This window comes from Microbacterium paludicola, from assembly GCF_015235415.1.
Classification (GTDB): domain Bacteria; phylum Actinomycetota; class Actinomycetes; order Actinomycetales; family Microbacteriaceae; genus Microbacterium; species Microbacterium paludicola.
The window spans coordinates 1-22,106 of record NZ_JADGLL010000005.1 but is presented as its reverse complement, the minus strand read 5'-3'; the positions used below and the strand labels follow the sequence as shown (position 1 = coordinate 22,106).

Here is a 22,106-nt window from a genome sequence, read left to right as displayed (position 1 = left end):
GAGTCGAAGCGACGCAGCGACCGCAGCGTCTGCAGCTGTGTCTCCGTGCGAGCGAAGCGAGCGTGCGGGCGCTCGTGCGCCCGCCACCTCACGCCCCGATGGAGCGAAGCGACAGCGCGAGAACGGCGAGCGGCGCCGCGAAGCGGTGCCCGAGCCGGTCGAGAGGCGTGAGAAAAGAAACTACGTGGCTTCAGCGTCGAAGGGCGGGGGCGTCTCGGCCGTGAACGTGTGCCGGATCATCGGGCCAGACGGGCGCGGCGGCGCGATGACCGTGGGATTCGGGGCGGGCGCCGGGGTCTCGTCCTCGAGCAGCGCCTCGCGGATGATGCGCCGCGGGTCGTACTGCCGGGGGTCGAGCTTGCGCCAGTCGACCTCGTCGAACTCTGGCCCCATCTCCTCGCGCACGCGGTTCTGGGCGCCCTGCGCGAAGTCCCGTGCGCGCTTCACGAGTCGCGCGAGCATCTCGGCGTAACGAGGGAGTCGCTCGGGCCCGATGAGGAAGGCGGCGACCGCGGCGATCACCAGAACCTTCTCGAAGGTGAGCCCGAGATTCATGGCTTACAGCCTACCGGCCGTGCCTGCGCGGTCCGTCCGGCCGGGAACCGTACGCTGGAGGGGAATCCATGGAGGTGTCATGAGCGAGCACGACGCGATCGCGCGTTTCGCGCGGGAGACGGTGGTGGAGCCGGAGCACATCTCGCGGGCCCGCCAGCATGCCCTCGAACTCGGCGCGGCTCCCATCAGCGCCGGTGTCGGCGCGCAGTGCGCCCTGATCGCTGCGGCCACCGGAGCGCGCTCGATCATCGAGATCGGCACGGGTGCGGGCGTCTCGGGCCTCTGGCTGCTGCACGGCGCACCGAAGGCTGTGCTCACCACGATCGACCACGAGCCCGAGCACCTCGCCGTCGCGCGTCAGGCGTTCACGCAGTCGCGCATCCCGGCGGCGCGCGTGCGCCTGATCACGGGCAGGGCCGCCGACGTGCTCCCTCGCATGAACGAGGCGTCATACGACATCGTCCTCGTCGATGCCGACCCCGAGAACGTCATCGACTACGTCGAGCACGGCCTGCGACTGGCGCGCGCGGGCGGCACGGTCCTCGTGCCGCGGGTGCTCAACGGCAGGGTCGCGGATCCGGTCGCCCGCGATGCCGTGACGACGGCGTACCGCACGCTCCTGCAGGAGACGCAGGCATCTCCGGCGGTCATCCCCGCGATCTCGACGATCGGCGAGGGCCTGCTGCAGCTCACCACCGTCGCGGAGTAGTTCTCCCCGACACAGAGAAGAGGTCCGGATCCCGTGGGATCCGGACCTCTTTCGAGTTCGTATGGCTCAGGCGCCGACGACCTCGCCGAGGACGCCGTGCAGCTCCTTGGCCTCGTCGTCGTTCACCGAGACGACCAGACGGCCGCCGCCCTCGAGCGGCACGCGCACGATGATCAGGCGCCCCTCCTTCACGGCCTCCATCGGTCCGTCACCGGTTCTGGGCTTCATGGCTGCCATCGTGGCTTCCTTTCGTCGAGGTCTCCCTCATCGAGTTTACCGGTCGCGCCGACGCTGGCCCACTTCCGAGACATTCCTCGACGCGATATTCCAGCAGATCAGTCAGCAATCGCGGTGGGAATCACGGCACCTGCCAGTAGGTATTCCCACTGCCGTACATGGTGGCGATCCACCACCACTGCCCGGCCAGGCACAGGACGAGCGCGAGCCCCCTCCCGACCCGCGAGCGCGGCGCGGCTCCCCACAGCGGGGACAGCGGCACCAGCAGCCGGAACGTGCTCGACTGCGGGAAGAACACCGCCAGCAGGTAGAGGATGTAGCTCGCCGACCACAGCCGCACCTCCGGGCCGAGCCGGCGCGCGGGTGCCGAGAACAAGGCGGCCGCCGCACCGAGGACGAGCACGACGAGCGCCACGATGCCGAGCCATTCGGGCAGGCCCCACAGCGAGAACCAGAACGGCGCCGCCCTGATCCATCCCTCGAAGGGGACGAACGCCTCGATCCCGGGGATCCAGCCCCGGCGCCAGGCGAGCTCGGTCTCGAGATAGGCATCGGGGACGCCGGTCGCGAGCGCCGCGAAGAGCTGCCACGAGAAGCCGACGGCCACTGCCAGGGCGCCGAGCACCACGATGTGGATCACCTCGCGGGCGGGAAGCGGATCGTCTCGTCGACGGAACCAGCGGAAGATGCCGTAGAGGCCCAGCAGCAGGGCGAACGCCAGCACGCCGGGGCGCGTGTACCCCATCAGCGGGATCAGCAGGTACAGCCACCACCACCGGCGCGCGCTCAGGGCGAGCAGCGCGCACATCAGGAACGCGAGGAAGAGCGCCTCGGCGTAGCCGACCTGGAACAGCGCCGCCAGCGGCGCGTTGGCGAACAGGACGACGGCCCAGGTCGCGGCGCCCTCGCCGATCCGGCGACGCAGCAGCGCGTGAAGCGCGAGGCACGCGACGTATCCACCGAGGAGCGAGACGATCAGCGCGCCGACGCCCCACGTGCCGAAGCCGAGGATGTTCGCGAGGTGCGCGTAGACGGGCATGAACGCCCAGGCGTTCTCCGTCGCGGTGCCGGCCTCATCCAGCGGCAGCTCGCTCGGGTACCCAGAGAACGCGACGGTCCAGTACCACTGCGCATCCCAGCCGAGCACGTAGTCGGCGAGGTCGGGGTCGGCGCCGAAGCGGGAATCGACCGGCGAGTTCGCGGCGACGGCGAGCATGATCGCCGTGGTGGCGAGTCGGGCGACGACGTAGACGACAAGGATGCGCAGGGCGACGGGCCAGGAGCGCCACACGGTGCCGGCGCCCTCCGCCTGCTGTGTCAGAGCGTCGTGAGCCACGCCCGGAGCCCTCGCTCGACCTCCTCGATCTGCGAGACGGCCACCCGCTCCTCGTCGTGATGGGCGAGAAGAGGGTCGCCGGGTCCGTAGTTCACCGCCGGCACGCCGAGCTTCGAGAACCGCGCGACATCCGTCCAGCCGTACTTGGGCTTCGGGGTGCCGCCGACGGCGCGCACGAAGTCCTGGGCCAGCGGGGCATCGAGGCCGGGCCTCGCGCCCCCGGAGAGGTCGGTGATCTCGACCTCGAAGCCCGAGAACAGCGCGCGCACATGCGCGACGGCGTCGTCCTCCGAGCGGCTCGGCGCGAAGCGGAAGTTGACCTCGACCTCGCACAGGTCGGGGATGACGTTGCCCGCCACGCCGCCCGTGATCGCCACCGCGTTGAGGCCCTCGCGGTACTCGAGGCCGTCGACCGCGATGGTGCGCGGGCGGTACTCGGCGAGCCGGGCCAGGATCGGCGCCGCCGCGTGGATCGCGTTCTCGCCGATCCATGCGCGGGCGCTGTGGGAGCGCACCCCATGGGTGCGCACCATCGCGCGGAGCGTGCCGTTGCAGCCGCCCTCGACGACGCCCGCCGTGGGCTCCCCGAGGATGGCGAAGTCGCCCGCGAACAGGTCGGGGCGGGTCGCCGCGAGGCGCGTGAGCCCGCTCAGCTCGGCCGCGACCTCCTCGTGGTCGTACCAGATCCAGGTGATGTCGACCGCGGGGTTCGTGAGCTCGGCCGCGAGCTTCAGCTGCACCGCAACGCCGGCCTTCATGTCGACCGTGCCGCGACCCCAGATGAACGCCTCGCCGTCGATCTCGATGTCGCGCGTCGGCACGTTGGCGTTGATCGGCACCGTGTCGATGTGGCCGGCGATCACCACGCGCTGCGCACGACCGAGGTTCGTGCGGGCGACGATGGTGTCGCCGTCCCGGTGCAGCTCGAGGTGGGCGAGCGGCGCGATCGCCGCCTCGACCGCGTCCGCCAGCGTCCGCTCGTCGTCCGACACGCTCGGGATGTCGCAGATCGCGCGCGTGATGTCCGGCGAGGAGGCGGTCAGATCGAGGGGCATGCCTCAACCCTATTTCGTTCGCGCCGCCTCGCCCGAGCCGGGACGATCCCGAGCGATCGTGACGTCACCCGAGCGCGCGAGCGGCGGGCCCTCCCTAGAATCGAGACATGGATGCTGAGCGCTGGGTGTCAGGAGTCGGACTCGCCACGGTCGCCGCGGACGGAACCGTGCTCGACACCTGGTTCCCGTCGCCGCACGCGGGCCGCGGAGGCGACCTGAGCGATGACGTCGAGCGCCTCGACCGGCTCGCGGCGCCCGACGACCGCCGCAACGTGACGGTCGAGGTGGTGACCCTCGAGATCGACCTCGACGTCGCCCCCGCATCGACGCCGGACGCGTACCTTCGTCTCCACGCGCTGTCGCACCGCCTGGTGCGGCCCAACGAGCTGAACCTCGACGGGATCTTCGCGCACCTGCCGACCGTCGCCTGGACCAACGCGGGCCCGATGCACCCCGACGACGCGGTGCGCCTGCGCCCCTACCTCCAGCGCGACGGCGTGCAGATCGTCTCGCTCGACAAGTTCCCGCGCCTGACCGACTACGTCGCGCCCGAGGGCGTGCGCATCGCCGACGCGTCGCGCGTGCGGCTCGGCGCCTACCTCTCCCCCGGCACCGTCGTGATGCACGAGGGCTTCGTCAACTTCAACGCCGGCACGCTCGGCGTCTCGATGATCGAGGGACGCATCTCGCAGGGCGTCGTCATCGGCGACGGCTCCGACATCGGCGGCGGCTCGTCGATCATGGGAACCCTCTCGGGCGGCGGCAAGCACCGCGTCTCGTTCGGCGAGCGCTCGCTGCTCGGCGCCAACGCGGGCGTCGGCATCTCGATCGGCGACGACTGCGTCGTCGAGGCGGGCCTCTACATCACGGCCGGCACGAAGATCCTCCTCGTCGACGAGCCCCCGCTGGAGGACGGATCCGTCCGCGTCGCCAAGGGCGCGCAGCTCTCGGGATCGAGCGGCCTCCTCTACATCCGCAACTCGCTCACCGGCGCGATCGAGGCCCGCCGCCGCTCCGGCGTCGGCGTGACGCTGAACCCGGCGCTGCACTGATTTTCTTTGGCCGCGCGCGATCGATCGCTCGGCCGGCCGCTTCGCGGCGGCACTCGCGCTCGATGTGACGTCGCTTCGCTCCGTCCGGGCGCGCTGGTTGGCCGCATCCGCGGCACGCTCCCTTCGGTCGCACGTGGGGCGCTTCGGTAGGTGCTTGCTGCCCCACCATTGCTGGTTGAGCGAGCGAAGCGAGTCGAAACCGCCCGGACCCAGCCAGGGGCGAAGCCGAGGAGCGGCTCTACCGTTTCGACTCCCTCGCTGGCGCTCGGTCGCTCAACGACCGGAGGGGGTCGATGCGGGTGCTCCCCCATTGCTGGTTGAGCGAGCGGAGCGAGTCGAAACCGACCGGACCCCACCAGGGGCGAAGCCGCGGGCCGGCTCTACCGTTTCGACTCCCTCGCTGGCGCTCGGTCGCTCAACGACCGGAGGGGGTCGATGCGGGTGCTGCCCCCATTGCTGGTTGAGCGAGCGAAGCGAGTCGAAACCGCCCGGACCCCACCAGGGCCGAAGCCGAGGAGCGGCTCTACCGTTTCGACTCCCTCGCTGGCGCTCGGTCGCTCAACGACCGGAGGGGGTCGATGCGGGTGCTCCCCCATTGCTGGTTGAGCGAGCGGAGCGAGTCGAAACCGCCCGGACCCCACCAGGGGCGAAGCCGCGGGCCGGCTCTACCGTTTCGACTCCCTCGCTGGCGCTCGGTCGCTCAACGACCGGACGGGGCACAGAAGAACGGCCGCAGCCCCGAGGGGTTGCGGCCGTTCTCATCACCGTTTCAGGCGCCGGGGTACGAGCGCTCCGGCGAGCCCGTGTAGAGCTGCTGCGGGCGACCGATCTTGGTCTTGGGGTCCTGGTGAAGCTCGCGCCAGTGCGCGAGCCAGCCGGGAAGGCGGCCGATCGCGAAGAGCACGGTGAACATCCGGGTCGGGAAGCCCATCGCCTTGTAAATGACGCCCGTGTAGAAGTCGACGTTCGGGTAGAGGCGACGCTCCTTGAAGTAGTCGTCCTCCAGCGCGATCGTCTCGAGCTCCTTGGCGAGGTCGAGCAGCGGGTCGTGCACACCGAGCTGCTCGAGCACCTCGTCGGCCGACTGCTTCACGATCGTGGCGCGCGGGTCGTAGTTCTTGTAGACGCGGTGCCCGAAGCCCATGAGCTTCACGCCGTCTTCCTTGTTCTTGACCTTCTCGACGAAGCGCTTGACGCCGCCGCCCGACTCCTGGATCTGCGCGAGCATCGTCAGCACGGCCTCGTTGGCGCCGCCGTGCAGCGGGCCGGAGAGAGCGTGGATGCCGGCCGAGATCGACGCGAACTGGTCAGCACCGGTCGAGCCGACGAGGCGCACGGTCGAGGTCGAGGCGTTCTGCTCGTGGTCCTCGTGAAGGATGAGCAGGCGCTCGAGCGCGCGCGACATGACCGGGTCGACCTGGTAGTCCTCGCTGCGGACGCCGAAGTTCAGCTTCAGGAAGTTGTCGACGAAGCTCAGCGAGTTGTCCGGGTAGAGGAACGCCTGACCGACACTCTTCTTGTGGGCATACGCGGCGATGACCGGCAGCTTCGCGAGCAGGCGGATCATGTTGAGCTCGACGTGCTCGGGGTTGTTCGGGTCGGACTCGTTCTCGTAGTAGGTCGAGAGAGCCGAGACGCCCGAGGAGAGCACCGCCATCGGGTGCGCGGTGTGCGGCAGCGCCGTGAAGAACCGGTCCTTCAGGTCCTCGTGGAGCAGCGTGTGGTGGCGGATCTTGTCGTCGAACTCCGCCAGCTGGTCGGCGGTGGGAAGCTCGCCGTAGATCAGCAGCCAGGCGACCTCGAGGTAGCTCGAGTGCGTGGCGAGGTGGTCGATCGGATAGCCGCGGTAGCGCAGGATGCCCTTGTCGCCGTCGATGTAGGTGATGTCCGACTTCGTCGCCGCGGTGTTCACGAACCCGTAGTCGAGGGTCGTGAACCCGGTCTGACGGGTCAGGGTGGAGACGTCGATGCTCGACGCCCCGTTGGTCGCCGGCAGCACCGGGAATTCGGCGGTCTTGTCACCGATGGTCAGGGTGGCCTTGTCGGGCAGCTGTCCCGCGTCGCTCACGGCGCCTCCTTGCGATATGCAGTCGCGAATCGTGTCGCTGTCAAGGGAGTCTCGGCCCGCCGCCGTCGTTCACGACAGCGCGCCTTGTCGGCCCCCGGTCTGCCGGATGGCCTCGTACAGCCTATCCGCCGCGAACCACACCTGTGACACCCGCCGAACTCCGGGCGGATCCGTTGACGGATCCGACGAAATCCGGCGCTCGGCGGCCGAGAAAAGGTCAGCGGGCGGCGCGAAGACGCGCGGCTGCCGCGGCGATCCGCTCGTCGCTCGCCGTGAGCGACAGGCGCACATGCTGCGGGAAGAACGGGCCGTAGAAGACCCCGGGGCCGGCCAGGATGCCGAGGTCGGCGAGGCGTCCCATCGACTCCCAGGCGTCGCGTCCCTCGGTCGCCCAGAGGTACAGCCCCGCCTCGCTGCGGTCGATCGTGAAGCCCGCGGCTTCCAGCGCCGGCCGCAGGATGTCGCGCCGCGCGCGGTAGCGCTCCTTCTGCTCGGCGACGTGCGCGTCGTCGCCGAGCGCCGCGGCCATCGCGTGCTGCACGGGACCGGGAGGCATGAGACCGAGGTGCTTGCGGGCCGTGAGCAGGTCGCCGACGATGCGCGCGCATCCGGCGACGAACGCCGCGCGGTAGCCCGCGAGGTTCGATTGCTTGCTCAGGGAGTACACGCTCAGCACGTTCGCGCGGCTGTCGCCGATGACACGCGGATCCAGGATGCTCGGCACCGGCTCGACATCCCAGGGCGCGTCCCAGCCGAGTTCGGCGTAGCACTCGTCGCCGGCGATCACCGCGCCGAGCTCGCGTGCCCGCGCCACCGCACGGCGCAGCTCGTCGACGCTCCAGACGCGGCCGTCGGGGTTGCCGGGCGAGTTGATCCAGATCAGCTTCGTGCCCTCGGGCCACTCGTCGGGCTCATCCGACGCGAGAGGCGTCGCGCCGGCGACCCGGGCGCCCACCTCGTAGGTCGGGTACGCCGCGCGGGGATACACGACGATGTCACCCTCGCCGAGGCCCAGCAGCGTCGGCAGCAGCGCCACCAGCTCCTTCGAGCCGATGGTCGGCAGCACGTTGCGCGGCTCGAGGCCCGGCACTCCCCGGCGTCGGTCGAACCAGGCGGCGATCGCCTCGCGCAGCTGCGGCGTGCCGACCGTCTGCGGGTAGGCGTGCGCGTCGGTCGCCTCGGCGAGGGCGCGGCGCACGACGTCGGGGGTGGGGTCGACCGGCGAGCCGATCGACAGGTCGCAGATCCCGTCGGCGTGCGCGCGGGCGCGCTCGGCGTAGGGGGCGACGGCGTCCCAGGGGTAGTCGGCGAGGTCCTTGACGCTCACGACGCCGCGCTCAGTGGGCGTCGGCCTGCGGGGGCAGGGCGGCGATGATCGGGTGGTCCTTGGGGATCACGCCGACCTTCGCGGCGCCGCCCGGGGAGCCGATCTCGTCGAAGAACTCGACGTTCGCCTTGTAGTAGTCCTGCCACTCGTCGGGGAGGTCGTCCTCGTAGTAGATCGCCTCGACCGGGCACACCGGCTCGCACGCGCCGCAGTCGACGCACTCGTCCGGGTGGATGTAGAGGCTGCGCTCACCCTCGTAGATGCAGTCGACCGGACACTCGTCGATGCACGCGCGATCCTTGACATCCACACACGGCAACGCGATCACATAAGTCACGGATCGATTCTACGCGTCCCCGGAGACCCGTCCTCGGCACCACCGGTCGTCGCGCCCGGCGGCGCCATCCGCAGACGCGACATGTCGGGCCACGCGCCGGCGAGCAGCACCACCCCGGTCAGCGCGTAGGTCCACACGATGCCGATCGGGAAGGCGCCCTCGGCGGGCTCCGGAACCACAACGGATCCGCCCGGTCCCCTTCCCGAGTACACGAGCAGCATCGCGAGCATGCCGAGCCCGGCGATCCAGGTGATCCAGCGGTCCTCCAGCAGCAGGCGCAGGCCGATCAGCAGGGCGGCGCAGCCGAGCAGCGCCAGGATGAGCCCGACCGGGATCACACCGAGCACGTATGCGTGCGCGATCGTCCCCGCCACCCCGAAGATCCCGCCCGTGACGAGGGCGAGGACGGCGAGGGCGAGGCGATTCAGCCAGGGACGGCGCATCGTTCCAGGCTACGCGGCCCAGCCGACAAGACGCAGGAGGGCGGCGACCAGCGCCGCGGCGACGACCACGACGAGGAAGGGGGCACGCAGCCAGAGCAGGATGCCCGCGACGAGGACGGCCGGCACGCGCGCGTCGACGACGACGGCCATCCCCGACCCGAGGGTCTGCACGGCCACGAGCGAGGCGAGCAGCGCGACGGTCAGGAGGTCGGTGATGCGCGCCGGCCGCTCGCGCTCGAGCCAGTCGGTCGGCACGAGGTATCCCGCGAGCTTCAGGACGACGCAGGCGATCGCGGCGATCAGGACGGCGGTCCACATCGTCATCGCCTCTCCTCCCCCGCCGGGCCGCCGCTCACATCTCGGGCGCCGAGCCAGTTGAACCAGCCGACGACGAGCGCGACCAGCGCGGCGATCATCACGGGCAGGCCCGGCATGAGCCAGGGTGTCAGCGACGCGGCGACGATCGCGGCGGCGACCCCGACGGCGACCGCCTGTCGCGACCGCAGGCGCGGCCACAGCAGCGCGAGGAATGCGGCGGCCGCCGCGGCGTCGAGCCCGTACGCGCGGACGTCGCCCAGCACGTCGCCGAGGAGCGCTCCGGCGAGGGTGGTGGCGTTCCAGCCGAGATAGATGCCGATGCCGGTCACCCAGAACCCGATGCGGCGGGCGCGGGGCTCGGTGTGCGCGAGTGCGACGGCGGTGGACTCGTCGATCGTGAACTGCGCCGCGGCGAGCCGGTGCCACCACGACAGGCCGACGATCGGGTTCATCCGCACGGCGTACGCCACGTTGCGAAGGCCCAGCAGCACGGCCGAGCCGATCGCGGCGGGCGCGGCGGCGAGGCCGCCGGAGGCGATCACGCCCACGAACGCGAACTGCGATCCGCCGGTGAACATCAGCAGGCTCAGCACGCACGTCTGCCAGACGTCGAGCCCGGCGAGGACCGACAGCGCGCCGAACGAGACGCCGTAGGCGCCGGTCGCCACCGCAACCGCGACGCCCTGGCGCCACGCGCCCCGCTCCTCGGGGGTCGCGACCCGCTGTACGGGTCGCGTTCGCTGAACTGAACGCACATCCATCATTCTGAACACCCCGTCCATGTCCGTCAAACCGAACGAGCGTTTGGCATGATGAACGGCATGGAGGATCTCCGACCGCGAATCGCCCGCACGCTGCGCCGTGAGCGCGAGGCCGCCGGGCTGTCCGTCTCCGAGCTCGCCCGTCGCGCCGGCATCTCGAAGGCGACGGTTTCGCAGCTCGAGAACGGCGCGGGGAACCCGAGCGTCGAGACGCTCTGGGCGCTCGGCGTCGCGCTCGGCGTGCCGTTCGCGGTGCTTGTCGACCAGCAGGCGAGCGCGCCGACGCTGATCCGCGCGTCGGACCACTCCGGCGTCCCCTCGGCGGCCGCGGCGTACAGCGCGACGCTGCTCGCTGCCTCTCCCCCCGGCGCGCGGCGTGACGTGTACCTGATCCACGCCGACCCGGGCGAGCCGCGGCGCTCCGACCCCCACCATCAGGGGACGACCGAGCACGTCATCCTGGTCTCCGGCCGGGCGGCGGTCGGCCCCGCCGACGCCCCCATCGAGCTCGAGCCCGGCGACTACCTCGCCTACGCCGGCGACGTTCCCCACGTCTTCGAGGCCCTCGCGCCGGGCACCAGCGCCGTGCTCATCTCCGAGCTGCGCTAACGCTCGAAGCGGGCCGCGCCCGGGTTCGAGGCGGCGAGCAGGATGCGCTCGCGCATCTCGGCGCTCACATCGGCCAGGTCATCCAGCCTCCGCCACAGCGCCTCGGAGTTCTCGCCGTCCGCCGGGTGAGGCTCCCCCGAGACGTACCGGCAGCGGAACACGATGTCGAGGTACTGCGCCTGGTCGCCGTTGTCGTACTCCATCGGCGGCAGGGTGTGCACCCACACGAGCGACTCGGCCTCGGCGACGACACCCGCCTCCTCGAGCACCTCGCGCTCGGCGGCGACCGCCGGCTCCTCACCGGGGTCGATGATCCCCGTCACGGGCGTGAGGTGCCCGTTGTCCGCGCGGCGGACGAGCAGCACCTCGTCGCCGCGCAGCACGACCGCGGTCACCCCGCTCAGCCACAGCGGATCCGTCCCGATCTTCGCGCGCAGGGACAGGACGAACTCGGGAGTCGGCATATCCCGATCCTACGGACGCCGGAGACGCCGAACGGCCGGACGGAGAACCGTCCGGCCGTTCGCGATGCGGGTCAGGCGTTGGCGTCCTGGCGCTTCAGGCGCGAGGCGGCGCGGCCGCGCTCGGTCGCGTCGAGGACCACCTTGCGGATGCGCACTGCCTCCGGCGTGACCTCGACGCACTCGTCCTCGCGGGCGAACTCGAGCGACTCCTCCAGCGAGAGCAGGCGCGGCGGCGTCATCGACTCGAAGGAGTCGGCCGTCGCGGAGCGCATGTTGGTGAGCTTCTTCTCCTTGGTGATGTTCACGTCCATGTCGTCGGCGCGCGAGTTCTCGCCCACGACCATGCCCTCGTAGACCTCTTCGGTCGGGCGGACGAAGAACGACATGCGCTCCTGCAGGCCGATGATGGCGAATGGCGTCACGACGCCGGCGCGGTCGGCGACGATCGAGCCGTTCTGGCGCGCGACGATCTGGCCCGCCCAGTCGTCGTAGCCGTGCGAGATGGCGTTGGCGATGCCCGTGCCGCGCGTGATCGAGAGGAACTCGGTGCGGAAGCCGATGAGACCGCGCGACGGAACGATGAACTCCATGCGGATCCAGCCGGTGCCGTGGTTGACCATGTTCTCCATGCGGCCCTTGCGGTTCGCCATGAGCTGGGTCACGGCGCCGAGGTGCTCCTCGGGGACGTCGATCGTCAGGTGCTCGAAGGGCTCTTGGACCTTGCCGTTCTCGCCCTTGCGGGTGACAACCTGGGGCTTGCCCACGGTGAGCTCGAAGCCCTCGCGGCGCATGTTCTCGACCAGGATGGCGAGCTGCAGCTCGCCGCGGCCCTGCACCTCCCACGCGTCGGGGCGGCCGATGTCCTTCACGCGGATGGACACGTTTCCGATGAGCTCGCGGTCGAGGCGCTCCTTGACCATGCGGGCGGTGAGCTTATGGCCCTTCACCTTGCCGACGAGCGGCGAGGTGTTGGTGCCGATCGTCATCGAGATCGACGGCTCGTCGACCTCGATGCGCGGCAGCGGGCGCACGTCGTTGGGGTCGGCGATGGTCTCGCCGATCATGATGTCCTCGAAGCCCGCGATCACGGCGATGTCGCCGGGGCCGGCCTTCTCGGCCGGGTAGCGGTCGAGCGCCTTGGTCATCAGCAGCTCGGTGATGCGGGCGTTCTGCACGGTGCCGTCGGCGCGCACCCAGGCGACGGTCTGGCCCTTCTTCAGCTCGCCGTTGAAGACGCGCAGCAGCGCGAGGCGGCCGAGGAACGACGAGGAGTCGAGGTTCGTGACCCAGGCCTGCAGGGGCGCCTCGTCGTCGTACGACGGGGCCGGCACGTGCTGGAGGATCGCCTCGAACAGCGGCTCGAGGTCGTCGTTGTCGGGAAGCGAGCCGTCGGCCGGGCGGTTGCGGGAGGCGGCTCCCGCGCGGCCCGAGGCGTAGACGACCGGGACGTCGAGCAGCGCGTCGACGTCGAGGTCGGGCACGTCGTCCTGGAGGTCGCTGGCAAGGCCCAGCAGCAGGTCGTGGGCCTCCTCCTCGACGGCGGCGATGCGCGCGTCGGGGCGGTCGGTCTTGTTCACGAGCAGGATGACCGGCAGCTTCGCCTCGAGCGCCTTGCGCAGCACGAAGCGGGTCTGCGGGAGGGGGCCCTCCGACGCGTCGACGAGCAGCACGACGCCGTCGACCATCGACAGGCCGCGCTCGACCTCGCCGCCGAAGTCGGCGTGGCCCGGGGTGTCGATCACGTTGATGGTGATCGGGGCGTCGGTGTGCTTGCCCTTGTACGTGATCGCCGTGTTCTTGGCGAGGATCGTGATGCCCTTCTCACGCTCGAGGTCGTTCGAGTCCATCGCGCGCTCTTCGAGGTGCTCGTGCGATCCGAACGATCCGGTCTGGCGCAGCATGGCGTCGACGAGGGTCGTCTTGCCGTGGTCGACGTGCGCGACGATCGCGACGTTGCGGAGGTCGGAACGGAGGGCGCGCGCCATGGATGATCCTTAGCTGGAGAGGAAGTGTGTGGCTCAGAAATGAGGATGGCCCGGAACCGAGCACCTCAATAGTACCGCGCGACGGCATCCGGGCCCTGAACGGACGCCGGTGACAGGGCGGGCGAGGCTGCGATCAGCCGGCGATGAGCATCGCGGCGACGCACGCGACGACGATCGCGGCCCCGATGGCGATCGTCCGCAGGTCCCAGGTCACCGTGGGACGCGCACCGGGCTGACGGCCCGCCGATGCGTGGAGGCCGCGGATCACGTCGAGCGTGACGGCGGTGTCGTCGGTGCGCTTCGCGCCCGCTCCGCGCCAGCGGCGGGAGAACGACCAGGCCTCCACGATCCCCTTGCGCCCGCCGACGCCGGTCGCGGCCGCGTCGGCGGAGAGGTGAAGCTCGAGCTGCCAGCGCATCACGACGTCGTCGACCGTCGACCAGGGAAGGTCGATCGTGCGCAGGATGTTGTGCACCCGGATCCGCTCCTCGTCGACCGCGATGTGCGGGGCGTAGAGGAACGCGTAGACGGCCCACACCGGGATGAGCAGCCACGGCGCGATCAGCAGCGCCTGCAGCCAGCCCCCCCGCACGACGACGTCGCCGAGCAGGAACAGCACGACCGCCGCCACGGCCACGAGCCAGATGAGGCCCGTGGCCGAGCGGAGGATGCGGGTGCCGGTCACGCTCAGCGGCCGGCGAGGTCGACCGAGGCGCCGGGGATCGCGTCGAGCAGGCGCTGCGTGTACGCCTCCTTGGGCGACGCGAAGATCTCGTCGACGGTTCCCTGCTCGACGACGCGCCCCTGCTCCATGACGCAGACCAGGTCGGCCGCGACGCGCACGACCGCGAGGTCGTGCGTGATGAACAGGTACGTCAGGCCCAGTTCGGCCTGCAGCTCCGCGAGGAGCTTCAGGATCTGGTCCTGCACGAGCACGTCGAGCGCCGAGACGGCCTCGTCGAGCACGACGATCGAGGGCTTCAGCGCGAGGGCGCGCGCGATCGCGATGCGCTGGCGCTGTCCGCCCGAGAGCTCGTTCGGGTAGCGCCAGGCGAGCTCACGCGGGAGCGACACCTGCTCGAGCAGCTCGAACACGCGCGCCTGGCGGGACTTCTCGTCGCCGACGCCGTGCACCTTGAGGGGCTCGGCGATCAGGTGGCCGATGCTGCGCAGCGGATCCAGGGAGCCGTACGGGTCCTGGAACACCGGCTGCATGCGGCTGCGGAGCGCGAAGACGTCCTTCGCCCCCATCGTCGTTGTGTCCTTGCCGTCGAACAGGATCTCGCCGCTCGTGACCGACTCGAGCTGGAGCACCATCTTCGCGACCGTCGACTTGCCCGATCCCGACTCGCCGACGAGGGCGAGGGTCTTGCCGCGCGGGATCTTGAACGAGACGCCGTCGACCGCGCGGAAGGGCTCGCTGCGGAAGCCGCCCTTGCGGATCCGGTAGTCCTTCACGAGGTCGCGCACCTCGACGACGGGGTGGGCGTCGGTGACCTCCTCGAGCGTCTCCACGCCGCGCTCCTGGACGTCGGCCTGGATGCGCTGCGAGGCGAGGCTCGGCGCGGCCGCCACGAGGCGCTGCGTGTAGGGGTGCTGCGGGTTCTCGAGGATGAGCCGGCTCGGGCCCGCCTCGACGATCTCGCCCTGGTTCATCACGATGATCCGGTCGGCGCGGTCTGCCGCGAGTCCCAGGTCGTGCGTGATGAACAGCACCGCGGTGCCCTTCTCACGCGTGAGCGAGGCGAGGTGATCCAGGATCACGCGCTGGACGGTCACATCCAGGGCGCTCGTCGGCTCGTCCGCGATGAGCAGCTTCGGGTCGGCCGCGAGGCCGATGCCGATGAGCGCGCGCTGGCGCATGCCGCCCGAGAACTGGTGCGGGAACTGGTGAAGGCGCCGCTCGGCGTCGGCGAGGCCGGCCTGCTTCAGCACCTCGATCGCACGGGCGCGGACCTCCTTGCGGCCGGTGGCGAGCCCGTTCGCACGGACCGCCTCCTCCACCTGGAAGCCGATCGACCACACGGGGTTGAGGTTCGACATCGGGTCCTGCGGCACGTAGCCGATCTCGCGGCCACGGATCGATTCCATCTCGCGGCGGCTCGCCGTCGTCAGCTCGACGCCGTCGAGCATGATGCTGCCGCCCGTCACCTGTCCGGTGCCGGGGAGCAGGTCGATGACCGCGGCGGCCGTCGTCGACTTACCGGAGCCCGACTCGCCGACGATCGCGACGGTCTCGCCCGGGTGGATCTCCAGGTCGACGCCGTGCAGGACCTCGCGGGCCTTCTTTCCGGTGCCGAACGAGACCTTCAGGTCCCGGATCTTCAGAAGCGGCTCGGACACGGTGCCTCCCGACACAGGGTTCTCCTTGGTGGCCGCGCGCACGCCGGCGCGCGTCATCGGGACATCGGATGCGCTCATCGCTGGGCCCTCGCCTTCGGGTCGAGCGCGTCGCGCATCAGCTCACCGAGCGTGACGAACGCGAGCACGGTGACGGTCAGGGCGAGCGACGGCCAGAACAGCGCCATGGGAGAGGTGCGGATCGAGCTCTGCGCGTTCGCGATGTCGGCGCCCCACGAGACGCCGCCGAGGCCGACGCCGAGGAACGACAGGGTCGCCTCCGCCACGATCGCCTGGCCGAGGCCGACGGTCGCCACGACGATGATCGGCGCGAGGGCGTTGGGCATGACGTGGACGAGCAGCGTCTTGAAGCGGGTCAGGCCGAGCGAGATCGACGCCATCACGAAGTCCGACTGCTTCACGCGCAGCACCTCGGCGCGCATCAGGCGGGCGGTCGACGCCCACGAGAAGCCGCCGATCGCGAAGGCGAGGACGAGCTCGCTGCGGTGCTCCTTCAGCACCGTCATGACCACGATCGCCGCGACGATGTAGGGGATCGTGAAGAAGATGTCGCCGACGCGCGAGAGCAGCGAGTCGAGGAAGCCGCCGTAGAAGCCGGCGAGGGCGCCCATGATCACGCCGATGACGGTGCCGATGATGGTCGCCATCACGCCGACGGCGATCGACACGCTGGCGCCGTGCACGAGGCGCGACCAGACGTCGCAGCCCTGGAAGGTGTAGCCGAGCGGGTGCCCGGCCGTCGGGCCGCCGTTGCTGTTGCTGAGGTCGCACGCCTGCGGCCCGGAGGGCGGGAAGGCGGTGAACATGCTCGGCAGGGTCGCCACGATGATGACCAGGACGCACACGACGACCGAGAGCCAGAACAGCGGGCGGTGACGCAGGTCGCGCCATGCGTCGAGCCAGAGGTTGCTCTTCTTGTCGCTGAGCCGGACGGCGTCGACGACGACGTCGGCCTTGACGGGGGCGACGTAGTGGGTGCTGTTACTTGACATAGCGGATCCTCGGGTCGAGCAGGCCGTAGAGAAGATCGACGAGCAGGTTGACGAGCACGTACACGACGACGAACACGGTGACGAACGACACCACGGTCGGGGTCTCGTGCTTCGTGACGGCCATAAAGAGCTGGTTGCCGACGCCGGGGACGTTGAAGATTCCCTCGGTCACGGTCGCGCCGACCATCAGGATGCCGAAGTTCGTGGCGGTGTCGGTGACCATCGGGATGAGCGAGTTGCGCAGCACGTGAACGGGGATGACCCGGCGGCGGGGCAGGCCCTTCGAGTACGCGGTGCGCACCCAGTCCTGGCCGAGCGACTCGATCATCGACGAGCGCGTGAGGCGCATGCTCGCCGCGTAGACGCTGAAGCCGAGCACGAGGGCCGGCAGCCAGAGGTCGCCCCACCCGTTCTGCGCGCCCACCGTGGGACGGAACCACTCGAGCCGGACGGCGAGGAAGTACTGCGCGAGGAAGGCGAGCACGAAGATCGGCACGGCGATGAAGATCAGCGCGATGACAAGCTGGAAGTGGTCGTACCACGTGCCCTTCAGGAGCGCCGACGTGGCGCCGATCACGATCGAGAGCACGAAGGCGATCACGATGGCCAGCGTCGCGAGGCGCAGCGTCACCGGGAACGTGCGACCGAGGATCTCGATCACGCTCTGACCGGAGAACGTCGTGCCGAAGTCGAGGCGCAGGATGCCCATCAGGTAGTGGAAGTACTGCACGATCAGCGGCTGGTCGAGCATGTACCGCGCGCGGATCTGCTCGAGCACCGCGGGCGGCGGCTGCTTGTCGCCGAACAGTGCGGCGACCGGGTCGCCGGGCATGCCGAAGACCATGAAGTAGATCAGCGCGGTGGCGCCGATGAAAACGGGGATCAGCTGCAGGATCCGTCTGAGGATGTAGGTGGCCATCCTCCCCCTCCTTCCGGGGAAAGCTCAGCGCGTCGTTCGGGTTGGTCGACGCACGGAAAAGGGGCCCGGCATCCGGGCGCCCTCAGCGGCCAATCCTCTGCCCGCGATCCTGGGAACGCGGTGTGAGAGGCCGACCGCACATGGGGCGAGGCGGTGACGCGAACGCCACCGCCTCGCGGGTGGGATTGCTCCCGGCCTGTCTTACTCGGCCTTGGTGATCTCGTGGAAGAGCGGCACCGAGTTCCAGCCGAACTCGACGTTCTCGACGCCCTCAGCCCAGCCGCCGTTGACGTTCGAGTACCACAGCGGGATGGCGGGCAGGTCGGTGAACAGCACGGTCTGCGCCTCCTGGAACTTGGCGTTGGCGACCTCGGGGTCCGTCGCGCTGATGCCCTCGGCGATCAGCGAGTCGAACTCCTCGCTCGAGTACTTGCCGTCGTTCGAGCCGGCACCCGTTGCGTACAGCGGGCCGAGGAAGTTGTACAGACCCGGGTAGTCGGCCTGCCAACCGGCGCGGAAGGCGCCGACCTGCTCGTTGTCACGAGCGTCGAGGTACGAGGCGAAGTCCGGGAACGGCTCGCCCGAGGCCTCGATGCCCAGCGTGTTCGAGATCGACTGCGCGACCGCGTCGACCCAGGTCTGGTGACCGCCGTCGGCGTTGTACGCGATGGTGAACTCGCCCTCGTAGGGCTTGATGGCGTCGGCCTGGGCCCACAGCTCCTTGGCGAGCTCCGGGTCGTACTCGAGGACCTCGCTGCCCGGGACCTCGTCGCTCCAGCCGTCGATGACGGGCGAGGTGTAGTCGGTCGCGGGCGTGCGGGTGCCCTTGAAGACGACCTCGGTGATCTGCGCGCGGTCGATCGAGTGCGAGATCGCCGCACGACGCAGACGACCCTCCTCGTCGGTGGCGAAGCCGGGCAGCCACTCGGGGATGGTCATCGACTGGAAGATCGCGGCCGGCTGGTTGACCGAGCGGTCACCCAGGTCGGACTCGTAGGTCTCCAGGCTCGCGTCCGGGATGCCGTCGATCACGTCGACGTTGCCCGAGAGCAGGTCGGCGTACGCCGCGTCCTGCGTGGCGTAGAAGACGATGTCGAGGCCGCCGTTCTGCGGCTCGCGCGGACCGTCGTAGTCGGGGTTGACCGCCAGGTCGATGCGGACGTCGTGCTGCCACGCGCCCTCGCCGTCGAGCATGTAGGGGCCGTTGCCGATCGGGTTCTGACCGAACGCCTCCATGTCCTCGAACGCGACGTCCGGGAGCGGGAAGAAGGCCGAGTAGCCGAGACGCTGTGCGAAGTCGGAGGCCGGCTTGTTCAGCGTGATCGTGAAGGTGTAGTCGTCGACCTGCTTGAGGCCGGACATGTCGCCCTCGGCGCCGTACACGTCGCCCTCGGCGACGAAGCCCTCGATGTCCTCGAAGAAGTAGCCCGCGTTGTGCGCGCTCTCCGCCTGGGCGGCGAAGTTCCACGCCTTGATGAAGTTGTCGGCCGTGACCTCTTCACCGTCGGTGAACTTCAGGCCCTCGCGGATCTTGACGGTCAGCTGCGTCGGGGAGTCGGTCGTGATCTCCTCGGCGACGTCGTTGACGACCGAGCCGTCGGCCTCGTACGTGATCAGGCCGGCGAAGATCGAGTCGAGGATCTTGCCGCCGCCGGTCTCGTTGGTCATGGCGGGCAGCAGCGGGTTCTGCGGCTCCGAGCCGTTGGTCGTGATGACGGCGGTCGACGAGCCCTCGGCCGGGCTCTCGGAGCCGGCGGGCTCGCCGTTGCCGCCAGTCGCGCAGCCGGCGAGAAGCAGGCTGCTCGCACCGAGCAGCGTGATGCCCGCCAGGGCGATCTTGTTGCGCTTCAAAGGTTCCTCCTGGGGAAGGTGTGGGTAGTGCCCGGCGCCGAAGCGACGCGTGAGCGATAGCGAAGACTCTAAGCGGCTTGACGGACTGACCCAAATGTTGCGCACAACCGTTACATAGCCTTTACCGCGGCGTGCCTTCACTGGGCAATCTGACCGGTCCCGAGCACGAGCGTGCGGAATATCCCGATCCGCCCCTGTGGCAGGCTTGCCAGGTGAGTGCCGTCGAACCGTTCCCGCCCGCCGCTCCGCCTCACGCACGCGCCCGGCTGCGGGTCGAACTCGCGCTCATCCTGGCGATCACCGTCGGCCAGTCGGCGCTGTACGCGGTGCTCTCGCTCGTGCGCCGCCTGCTCGACCCGCTGCCCCTGTCGGAGCAGACGGCGAAGCTCAACACGCCGTTCGACGCGGCCGTCGCGTGGGACATCCTGTATCGGCTCCTCGACGTGCTGTTCGACCTCGCGCTCGTGGGGCTCGTCCTCTACCTGCTGTGGGAGCCCGGCCGCAGCGCGCTGCGGCGCCTCGGCCTCGACTTCGCGCGCTTCGGCGGCGACGCGCTGCGGGGGCTCGCGCTCGTCGCGGCGATCGGCGTCCCGGGGCTCGCGCTGTACGCGGCCGGGCGGTCGCTCGGCGTGACGGTCGCCGTCGAGGCGTCCCCCGCGGGCCTCGACTGGTGGACGGTGCCGCTCCTCGTGCTGTCGGCCCTGCGTGCCGGCCTCATCGAGGAGGTCATCGTGATCGGCTACCTCGGCGACCGCCTGTCTCGCCTCGGCTGGGGAACCTGGCGGATCATCGTCGCCGCGGCGCTGCTGCGTGGCGCGTACCACGCGTACCAGGGCTTCGGCGCGATCGTCGGGAACGTCGCGATGGGCATCGTCTTCGGCTGGTGCTACCGGCGCTGGGGGCGGCTCATGCCGCTCGTCGTCGCGCACACGGTGATCGACGTGATCGCCTTCGTCGGGTATCCGCTCGCGGCGGCGGCGTTCCCCGATCTGTTCTGATCGGTCGTCCACAGCCGCCGAGAGTGGTCATTTGAGCCCTTGCTCCCGCGTGGCGCGTGCGTTTCGCGCCCGCGTAGGCGAATCTGACCTCATGTTCCTGCTTGCTCGTCGCTCCGGACACGCGTTCGGACTCCTGGTGGCCGAGGAAGCCCGCCAGAACGGCTGGCTCCCGAGGCTCGAGCGCGCCGTCGGCAAGGGTGCCGCGGTCGCCGTGCGCCCCGGCGTGTACCTCTCGGCGCGGCGGTGGCGCACGCTCTCGCGCACCGACCGCACGCTCGCGCGGATCTACGCCGTCTCGCTGACCCAGCCCGACCTCGTGTTCGCCGCGCACTCGGCCGCCGCCCTGTACCGCCTGCCGCTCCCGGAGGACGACCTCGAGGACGTCCACGTGCTGGAGGCGCCGGAGGGCGTGGCCGGGCTCGTCGCGCATCCGGATTCGGCGGCCGGCGAGGTCGTCACCGTGTTCGGGCTGCCGGCCACCTCGCCCGTGCAGACGGTGCTCGACATGGCTGTGCTGCTCGACTACGACGATGCGCTGGCGCTGCTGCGCGCGGCGATCCATCTCCCGTCGGCGCTTCACGACGAGCCGGCTCTGTGCACGAAGGCCGAGCTGCTCGAGGCCGCCGAGGCAGAGGCCGCCCGCACGGGCGATGGCGCCATCGTCGAGCTCGCCCGCGCGATCGGGCCCGAGCGCCTCTCTGCCGCCGCCTGACGCGGATCCGCTCGCTCAGCGCCCCGCGAGGCGGTGGAGCAGGCCTGCGCGCACGGCGGGCCACTCGGTGTTCAGGATGGAGAACACCACGGTGTCGCGGACGATGCCGTCGGGCATGATCGTGTGGCTACGCAGCACGCCGTCCTGCTTCGCCCCGAGCCGCGCGATCGCCGCGCGCGACTGGTGGTTGTGCCAGTGCGTGCGCAGCTCGACGCCGAGGCAGTCGAGCGCCTGGAACGCCCGCTCGAGCAGCAGCAGCTTCGCGGCGGGGTTGATCCCCGTCCCCTGCGCGGCTTGTCCGAGCCAGGTGGATCCGATCTCGAGGCGCCGGTGCGCCGGCTCGAGGTGCAGGTAGGTCGTCATGCCGACGGCGCGCCCGGTGCGGGCGTCGACCACGGCCCAGGGTGCCACCCGGCCCGCCTCGTGCTCCTCGAGCCGACGGTCGATCTCGGCGGCCATCGTGTCGGGCGACGGGATGCGCGTGTACCAGGTGCCGCCGAGGTCGCCGACGGCCTCGGCGAGGTCGTCGCGGTGGTCCTGCGACAGCGGCTCCAGCCGCACGATGTGGTTCTCGAGGACGGGGGTCGCGCTGTAGGTCACCGGCTCAATCTATCGGCGGGGTCCGGGCGGCTTCGACTCGCTCGTCCCTCGCTCGCTCAGCCCGTTTCGACGTCCGTTCGCTGGCGCTCACTCCCGCTCAACGACCGGAGGGCCTGACCGTTTCGACTCGCTTCGCTCGCTCAACGACCGGAGGGGGAACAGCTCCCCTCCGGTCGGGTCCCGGCGCTTCGCTTCCCCGCATGTACGGCCCATGTGGGAGCGAAGCGACCGTGGAGCGCAGCGACTGCCGACCACCTCGTGAACCCGACGTCCATCGTCGGATGGAGCGTCAGCGACGTTGATACTGATAACGCCCCGCTCGGGTCTGACCCTGCCAGCGACTGACGCGATGTCTACCGGCTGATCCGTCGGCCCGGGCGGGGTGTCCTCCATGTGGCCGGCCAGGCGGACATGACC

23 protein-coding genes are annotated in these 22,106 nt (G+C 70.3%); 5 read left to right on the top strand and 18 right to left on the bottom strand.

From position 1 onward, the window contains the following. Nucleotides 1-180: 180 nt before the first annotated feature. Nucleotides 181-555, bottom strand: a complete 375-nt coding sequence (locus IR155_RS03720; protein WP_135113333.1) for a Sec-independent protein translocase family protein — start codon at nucleotides 553-555, stop codon at nucleotides 181-183. A gap of 79 nt (nucleotides 556-634) precedes the next feature. On the opposite strand from IR155_RS03720, the gene IR155_RS03715 reads away from it, so the two are divergent. Continuing rightward, nucleotides 635-1,264, top strand: a complete 630-nt coding sequence (locus IR155_RS03715; RefSeq protein WP_135113331.1) for an O-methyltransferase — start codon at nucleotides 635-637, stop codon at nucleotides 1,262-1,264. A gap of 66 nt (nucleotides 1,265-1,330) precedes the next feature. Here the strand turns inward: IR155_RS03715 and IR155_RS03710 are convergent, their stop codons facing one another. The 3 genes from IR155_RS03710 to dapE all read right to left on the bottom strand — a co-directional run bounded on the left by IR155_RS03710 (nucleotide 1,331) and on the right by dapE (nucleotide 3,892). Continuing rightward, nucleotides 1,331-1,501, bottom strand: a complete 171-nt coding sequence (locus IR155_RS03710; protein WP_135113329.1) for a DUF3117 domain-containing protein — start codon at nucleotides 1,499-1,501, stop codon at nucleotides 1,331-1,333. Between the two features lie 121 nt (nucleotides 1,502-1,622). Further along, nucleotides 1,623-2,837, bottom strand: a complete 1,215-nt coding sequence (locus IR155_RS03705) for a hypothetical protein (RefSeq protein ID WP_135113327.1) — start codon at nucleotides 2,835-2,837, stop codon at nucleotides 1,623-1,625. Further along, nucleotides 2,819-3,892, bottom strand: coding sequence for a succinyl-diaminopimelate desuccinylase (gene dapE / locus IR155_RS03700; RefSeq protein ID WP_135113325.1), 1,074 nt, complete (start codon nucleotides 3,890-3,892; stop codon nucleotides 2,819-2,821). Before dapE ends, IR155_RS03705 begins: the two co-directional genes overlap by 19 nt. Before the next feature lie 107 nt (nucleotides 3,893-3,999). On the opposite strand from dapE, the gene dapD reads away from it, so the two are divergent. Further along, entirely contained in the window at nucleotides 4,000-4,944 is a 945-nt protein-coding gene (dapD, locus tag IR155_RS03695) for a 2,3,4,5-tetrahydropyridine-2,6-dicarboxylate N-succinyltransferase (protein ID WP_135113323.1), read from the top strand. Between the two features lie 769 nt (nucleotides 4,945-5,713). Here the strand turns inward: dapD and IR155_RS03690 are convergent. The 6 genes from IR155_RS03690 to IR155_RS03665 all read right to left on the bottom strand — a co-directional run bounded on the left by IR155_RS03690 (nucleotide 5,714) and on the right by IR155_RS03665 (nucleotide 10,198). Next, the gene (locus IR155_RS03690) at nucleotides 5,714-7,012 is read right to left on the bottom strand and encodes a citrate synthase (RefSeq protein WP_135113321.1); all 1,299 of its coding nucleotides are present in this window, start codon (nucleotides 7,010-7,012) and stop codon (nucleotides 5,714-5,716) included. 217 nt (nucleotides 7,013-7,229) lie between these two features. Beyond that, nucleotides 7,230-8,339, bottom strand: a complete 1,110-nt coding sequence (gene dapC / locus IR155_RS03685; RefSeq protein ID WP_135113319.1) for a succinyldiaminopimelate transaminase — start codon at nucleotides 8,337-8,339, stop codon at nucleotides 7,230-7,232. Between the two features lie 10 nt (nucleotides 8,340-8,349). Beyond that, nucleotides 8,350-8,676, bottom strand: coding sequence for a ferredoxin (gene fdxA / locus IR155_RS03680; RefSeq protein ID WP_135113317.1), 327 nt, complete (start codon nucleotides 8,674-8,676; stop codon nucleotides 8,350-8,352). Next, a complete protein-coding gene (locus IR155_RS03675; protein ID WP_194210289.1) occupies nucleotides 8,673-9,119 on the bottom strand; it encodes a histidinol dehydrogenase in 447 nt (148 codons plus the stop codon). The genes fdxA and IR155_RS03675 overlap by 4 nt, the downstream gene beginning before the upstream one ends. Nucleotides 9,120-9,128: 9 nt before the next feature. Beyond that, nucleotides 9,129-9,443: an AzlD domain-containing protein gene (locus IR155_RS03670; protein ID WP_135113315.1), complete on the bottom strand. Its 315-nt coding sequence runs from the start codon at nucleotides 9,441-9,443 to the stop codon at nucleotides 9,129-9,131. Continuing rightward, complete coding sequence (locus IR155_RS03665) at nucleotides 9,440-10,198, bottom strand: AzlC family ABC transporter permease (RefSeq protein ID WP_135113466.1); 759 nt, start codon at nucleotides 10,196-10,198, stop codon at nucleotides 9,440-9,442. The genes IR155_RS03670 and IR155_RS03665 overlap by 4 nt, the downstream gene beginning before the upstream one ends. Before the next feature lie 60 nt (nucleotides 10,199-10,258). On the opposite strand from IR155_RS03665, the gene IR155_RS03660 reads away from it, so the two are divergent. Then, nucleotides 10,259-10,807 (top strand): helix-turn-helix domain-containing protein, encoded by a 549-nt coding sequence (locus IR155_RS03660; protein ID WP_135113313.1) that lies wholly within the window; start codon nucleotides 10,259-10,261, stop codon nucleotides 10,805-10,807. On the opposite strand, the gene IR155_RS03655 is transcribed toward IR155_RS03660, so the two are convergent. The 7 genes from IR155_RS03655 to IR155_RS03625 form a co-directional block, all read right to left on the bottom strand. Beyond that, nucleotides 10,804-11,271, bottom strand: coding sequence for an NUDIX hydrolase (locus tag IR155_RS03655; protein ID WP_135113311.1), 468 nt, complete (start codon nucleotides 11,269-11,271; stop codon nucleotides 10,804-10,806). The genes IR155_RS03660 and IR155_RS03655 overlap by 4 nt on opposite strands. Before the next feature lie 71 nt (nucleotides 11,272-11,342). Next, a complete protein-coding gene (typA, locus tag IR155_RS03650; RefSeq protein WP_135113309.1) occupies nucleotides 11,343-13,256 on the bottom strand; it encodes a translational GTPase TypA in 1,914 nt (637 codons plus the stop codon). Nucleotides 13,257-13,389: 133 nt separating this feature from the next. Beyond that, the gene (locus tag IR155_RS03645; protein WP_135113307.1) at nucleotides 13,390-13,941 is read right to left on the bottom strand and encodes a PH domain-containing protein; all 552 of its coding nucleotides are present in this window, start codon (nucleotides 13,939-13,941) and stop codon (nucleotides 13,390-13,392) included. Nucleotides 13,942-13,943: 2 nt separating this feature from the next. Next, a complete protein-coding gene (locus IR155_RS03640; protein ID WP_409366540.1) occupies nucleotides 13,944-15,656 on the bottom strand; it encodes an ABC transporter ATP-binding protein in 1,713 nt (570 codons plus the stop codon). 17 nt (nucleotides 15,657-15,673) lie between these two features. Further along, on the bottom strand, nucleotides 15,674-16,609 hold the full coding sequence (locus IR155_RS03635) for an ABC transporter permease (protein WP_135113304.1): 936 nt from the start codon (nucleotides 16,607-16,609) through the stop codon (nucleotides 15,674-15,676). Continuing rightward, on the bottom strand, nucleotides 16,599-17,528 hold the full coding sequence (locus tag IR155_RS03630; protein ID WP_135113302.1) for an ABC transporter permease: 930 nt from the start codon (nucleotides 17,526-17,528) through the stop codon (nucleotides 16,599-16,601). The genes IR155_RS03635 and IR155_RS03630 overlap by 11 nt, the downstream gene beginning before the upstream one ends. A gap of 201 nt (nucleotides 17,529-17,729) precedes the next feature. Next, nucleotides 17,730-19,379: a peptide ABC transporter substrate-binding protein gene (locus IR155_RS03625; protein ID WP_135113301.1), complete on the bottom strand. Its 1,650-nt coding sequence runs from the start codon at nucleotides 19,377-19,379 to the stop codon at nucleotides 17,730-17,732. A 212-nt stretch (nucleotides 19,380-19,591) separates the two neighbouring features. Between IR155_RS03625 and IR155_RS03620 the strand changes: the two genes are divergently transcribed. Together IR155_RS03620 and IR155_RS03615 are read left to right on the top strand one after the other, a co-directional pair. Further along, nucleotides 19,592-20,377: a CPBP family glutamic-type intramembrane protease gene (locus IR155_RS03620; protein ID WP_209306728.1), complete on the top strand. Its 786-nt coding sequence runs from the start codon at nucleotides 19,592-19,594 to the stop codon at nucleotides 20,375-20,377. Nucleotides 20,378-20,468: 91 nt separating this feature from the next. Next, on the top strand, nucleotides 20,469-21,089 hold the full coding sequence (locus IR155_RS03615; RefSeq protein WP_135113299.1) for a hypothetical protein: 621 nt from the start codon (nucleotides 20,469-20,471) through the stop codon (nucleotides 21,087-21,089). A gap of 15 nt (nucleotides 21,090-21,104) precedes the next feature. Here IR155_RS03615 and IR155_RS03610 read toward each other — a convergent pair whose 3' ends face one another. After that, on the bottom strand, nucleotides 21,105-21,689 hold the full coding sequence (locus IR155_RS03610) for a GNAT family N-acetyltransferase (protein ID WP_135113297.1): 585 nt from the start codon (nucleotides 21,687-21,689) through the stop codon (nucleotides 21,105-21,107). Between the last annotated feature and the right edge of the window lie 417 nt (nucleotides 21,690-22,106).

Bases quoted from the DNA above. Each gene is read 5' to 3' on its own strand.
- typA (WP_135113309.1), bottom strand. From the start codon at position 13,256: ATGGCGCGCGCCCTCCGTTCCGACCTCCGCAACGTCGCGATCGTCGCG.
- IR155_RS03710 (WP_135113329.1), bottom strand. From the start codon at position 1,501: ATGGCAGCCATGAAGCCCAGAACCGGTGACGGACCGATGGAGGCCGTG.
- IR155_RS03665 (WP_135113466.1), bottom strand. From the start codon at position 10,198: ATGGATGTGCGTTCAGTTCAGCGAACGCGACCCGTACAGCGGGTCGCG.
- IR155_RS03655 (WP_135113311.1), bottom strand. From the start codon at position 11,271: ATGCCGACTCCCGAGTTCGTCCTGTCCCTGCGCGCGAAGATCGGGACG.
- IR155_RS03670 (WP_135113315.1), bottom strand. From the start codon at position 9,443: ATGACGATGTGGACCGCCGTCCTGATCGCCGCGATCGCCTGCGTCGTC.
- IR155_RS03635 (WP_135113304.1), bottom strand. From the start codon at position 16,609: ATGTCAAGTAACAGCACCCACTACGTCGCCCCCGTCAAGGCCGACGTC.
- IR155_RS03630 (WP_135113302.1), bottom strand. From the start codon at position 17,528: ATGGCCACCTACATCCTCAGACGGATCCTGCAGCTGATCCCCGTTTTC.
- IR155_RS03640 (WP_409366540.1), bottom strand. From the start codon at position 15,656: ATGACGCGCGCCGGCGTGCGCGCGGCCACCAAGGAGAACCCTGTGTCG.
- dapD (WP_135113323.1), top strand. From the start codon at position 4,000: ATGGATGCTGAGCGCTGGGTGTCAGGAGTCGGACTCGCCACGGTCGCC.
- IR155_RS03715 (WP_135113331.1), top strand. From the start codon at position 635: ATGAGCGAGCACGACGCGATCGCGCGTTTCGCGCGGGAGACGGTGGTG.
- IR155_RS03660 (WP_135113313.1), top strand. From the start codon at position 10,259: ATGGAGGATCTCCGACCGCGAATCGCCCGCACGCTGCGCCGTGAGCGC.
- IR155_RS03720 (WP_135113333.1), bottom strand. From the start codon at position 555: ATGAATCTCGGGCTCACCTTCGAGAAGGTTCTGGTGATCGCCGCGGTC.
- IR155_RS03615 (WP_135113299.1), top strand. From the start codon at position 20,469: ATGTTCCTGCTTGCTCGTCGCTCCGGACACGCGTTCGGACTCCTGGTG.
- dapE (WP_135113325.1), bottom strand. From the start codon at position 3,892: ATGCCCCTCGATCTGACCGCCTCCTCGCCGGACATCACGCGCGCGATC.
- IR155_RS03675 (WP_194210289.1), bottom strand. From the start codon at position 9,119: ATGCGCCGTCCCTGGCTGAATCGCCTCGCCCTCGCCGTCCTCGCCCTC.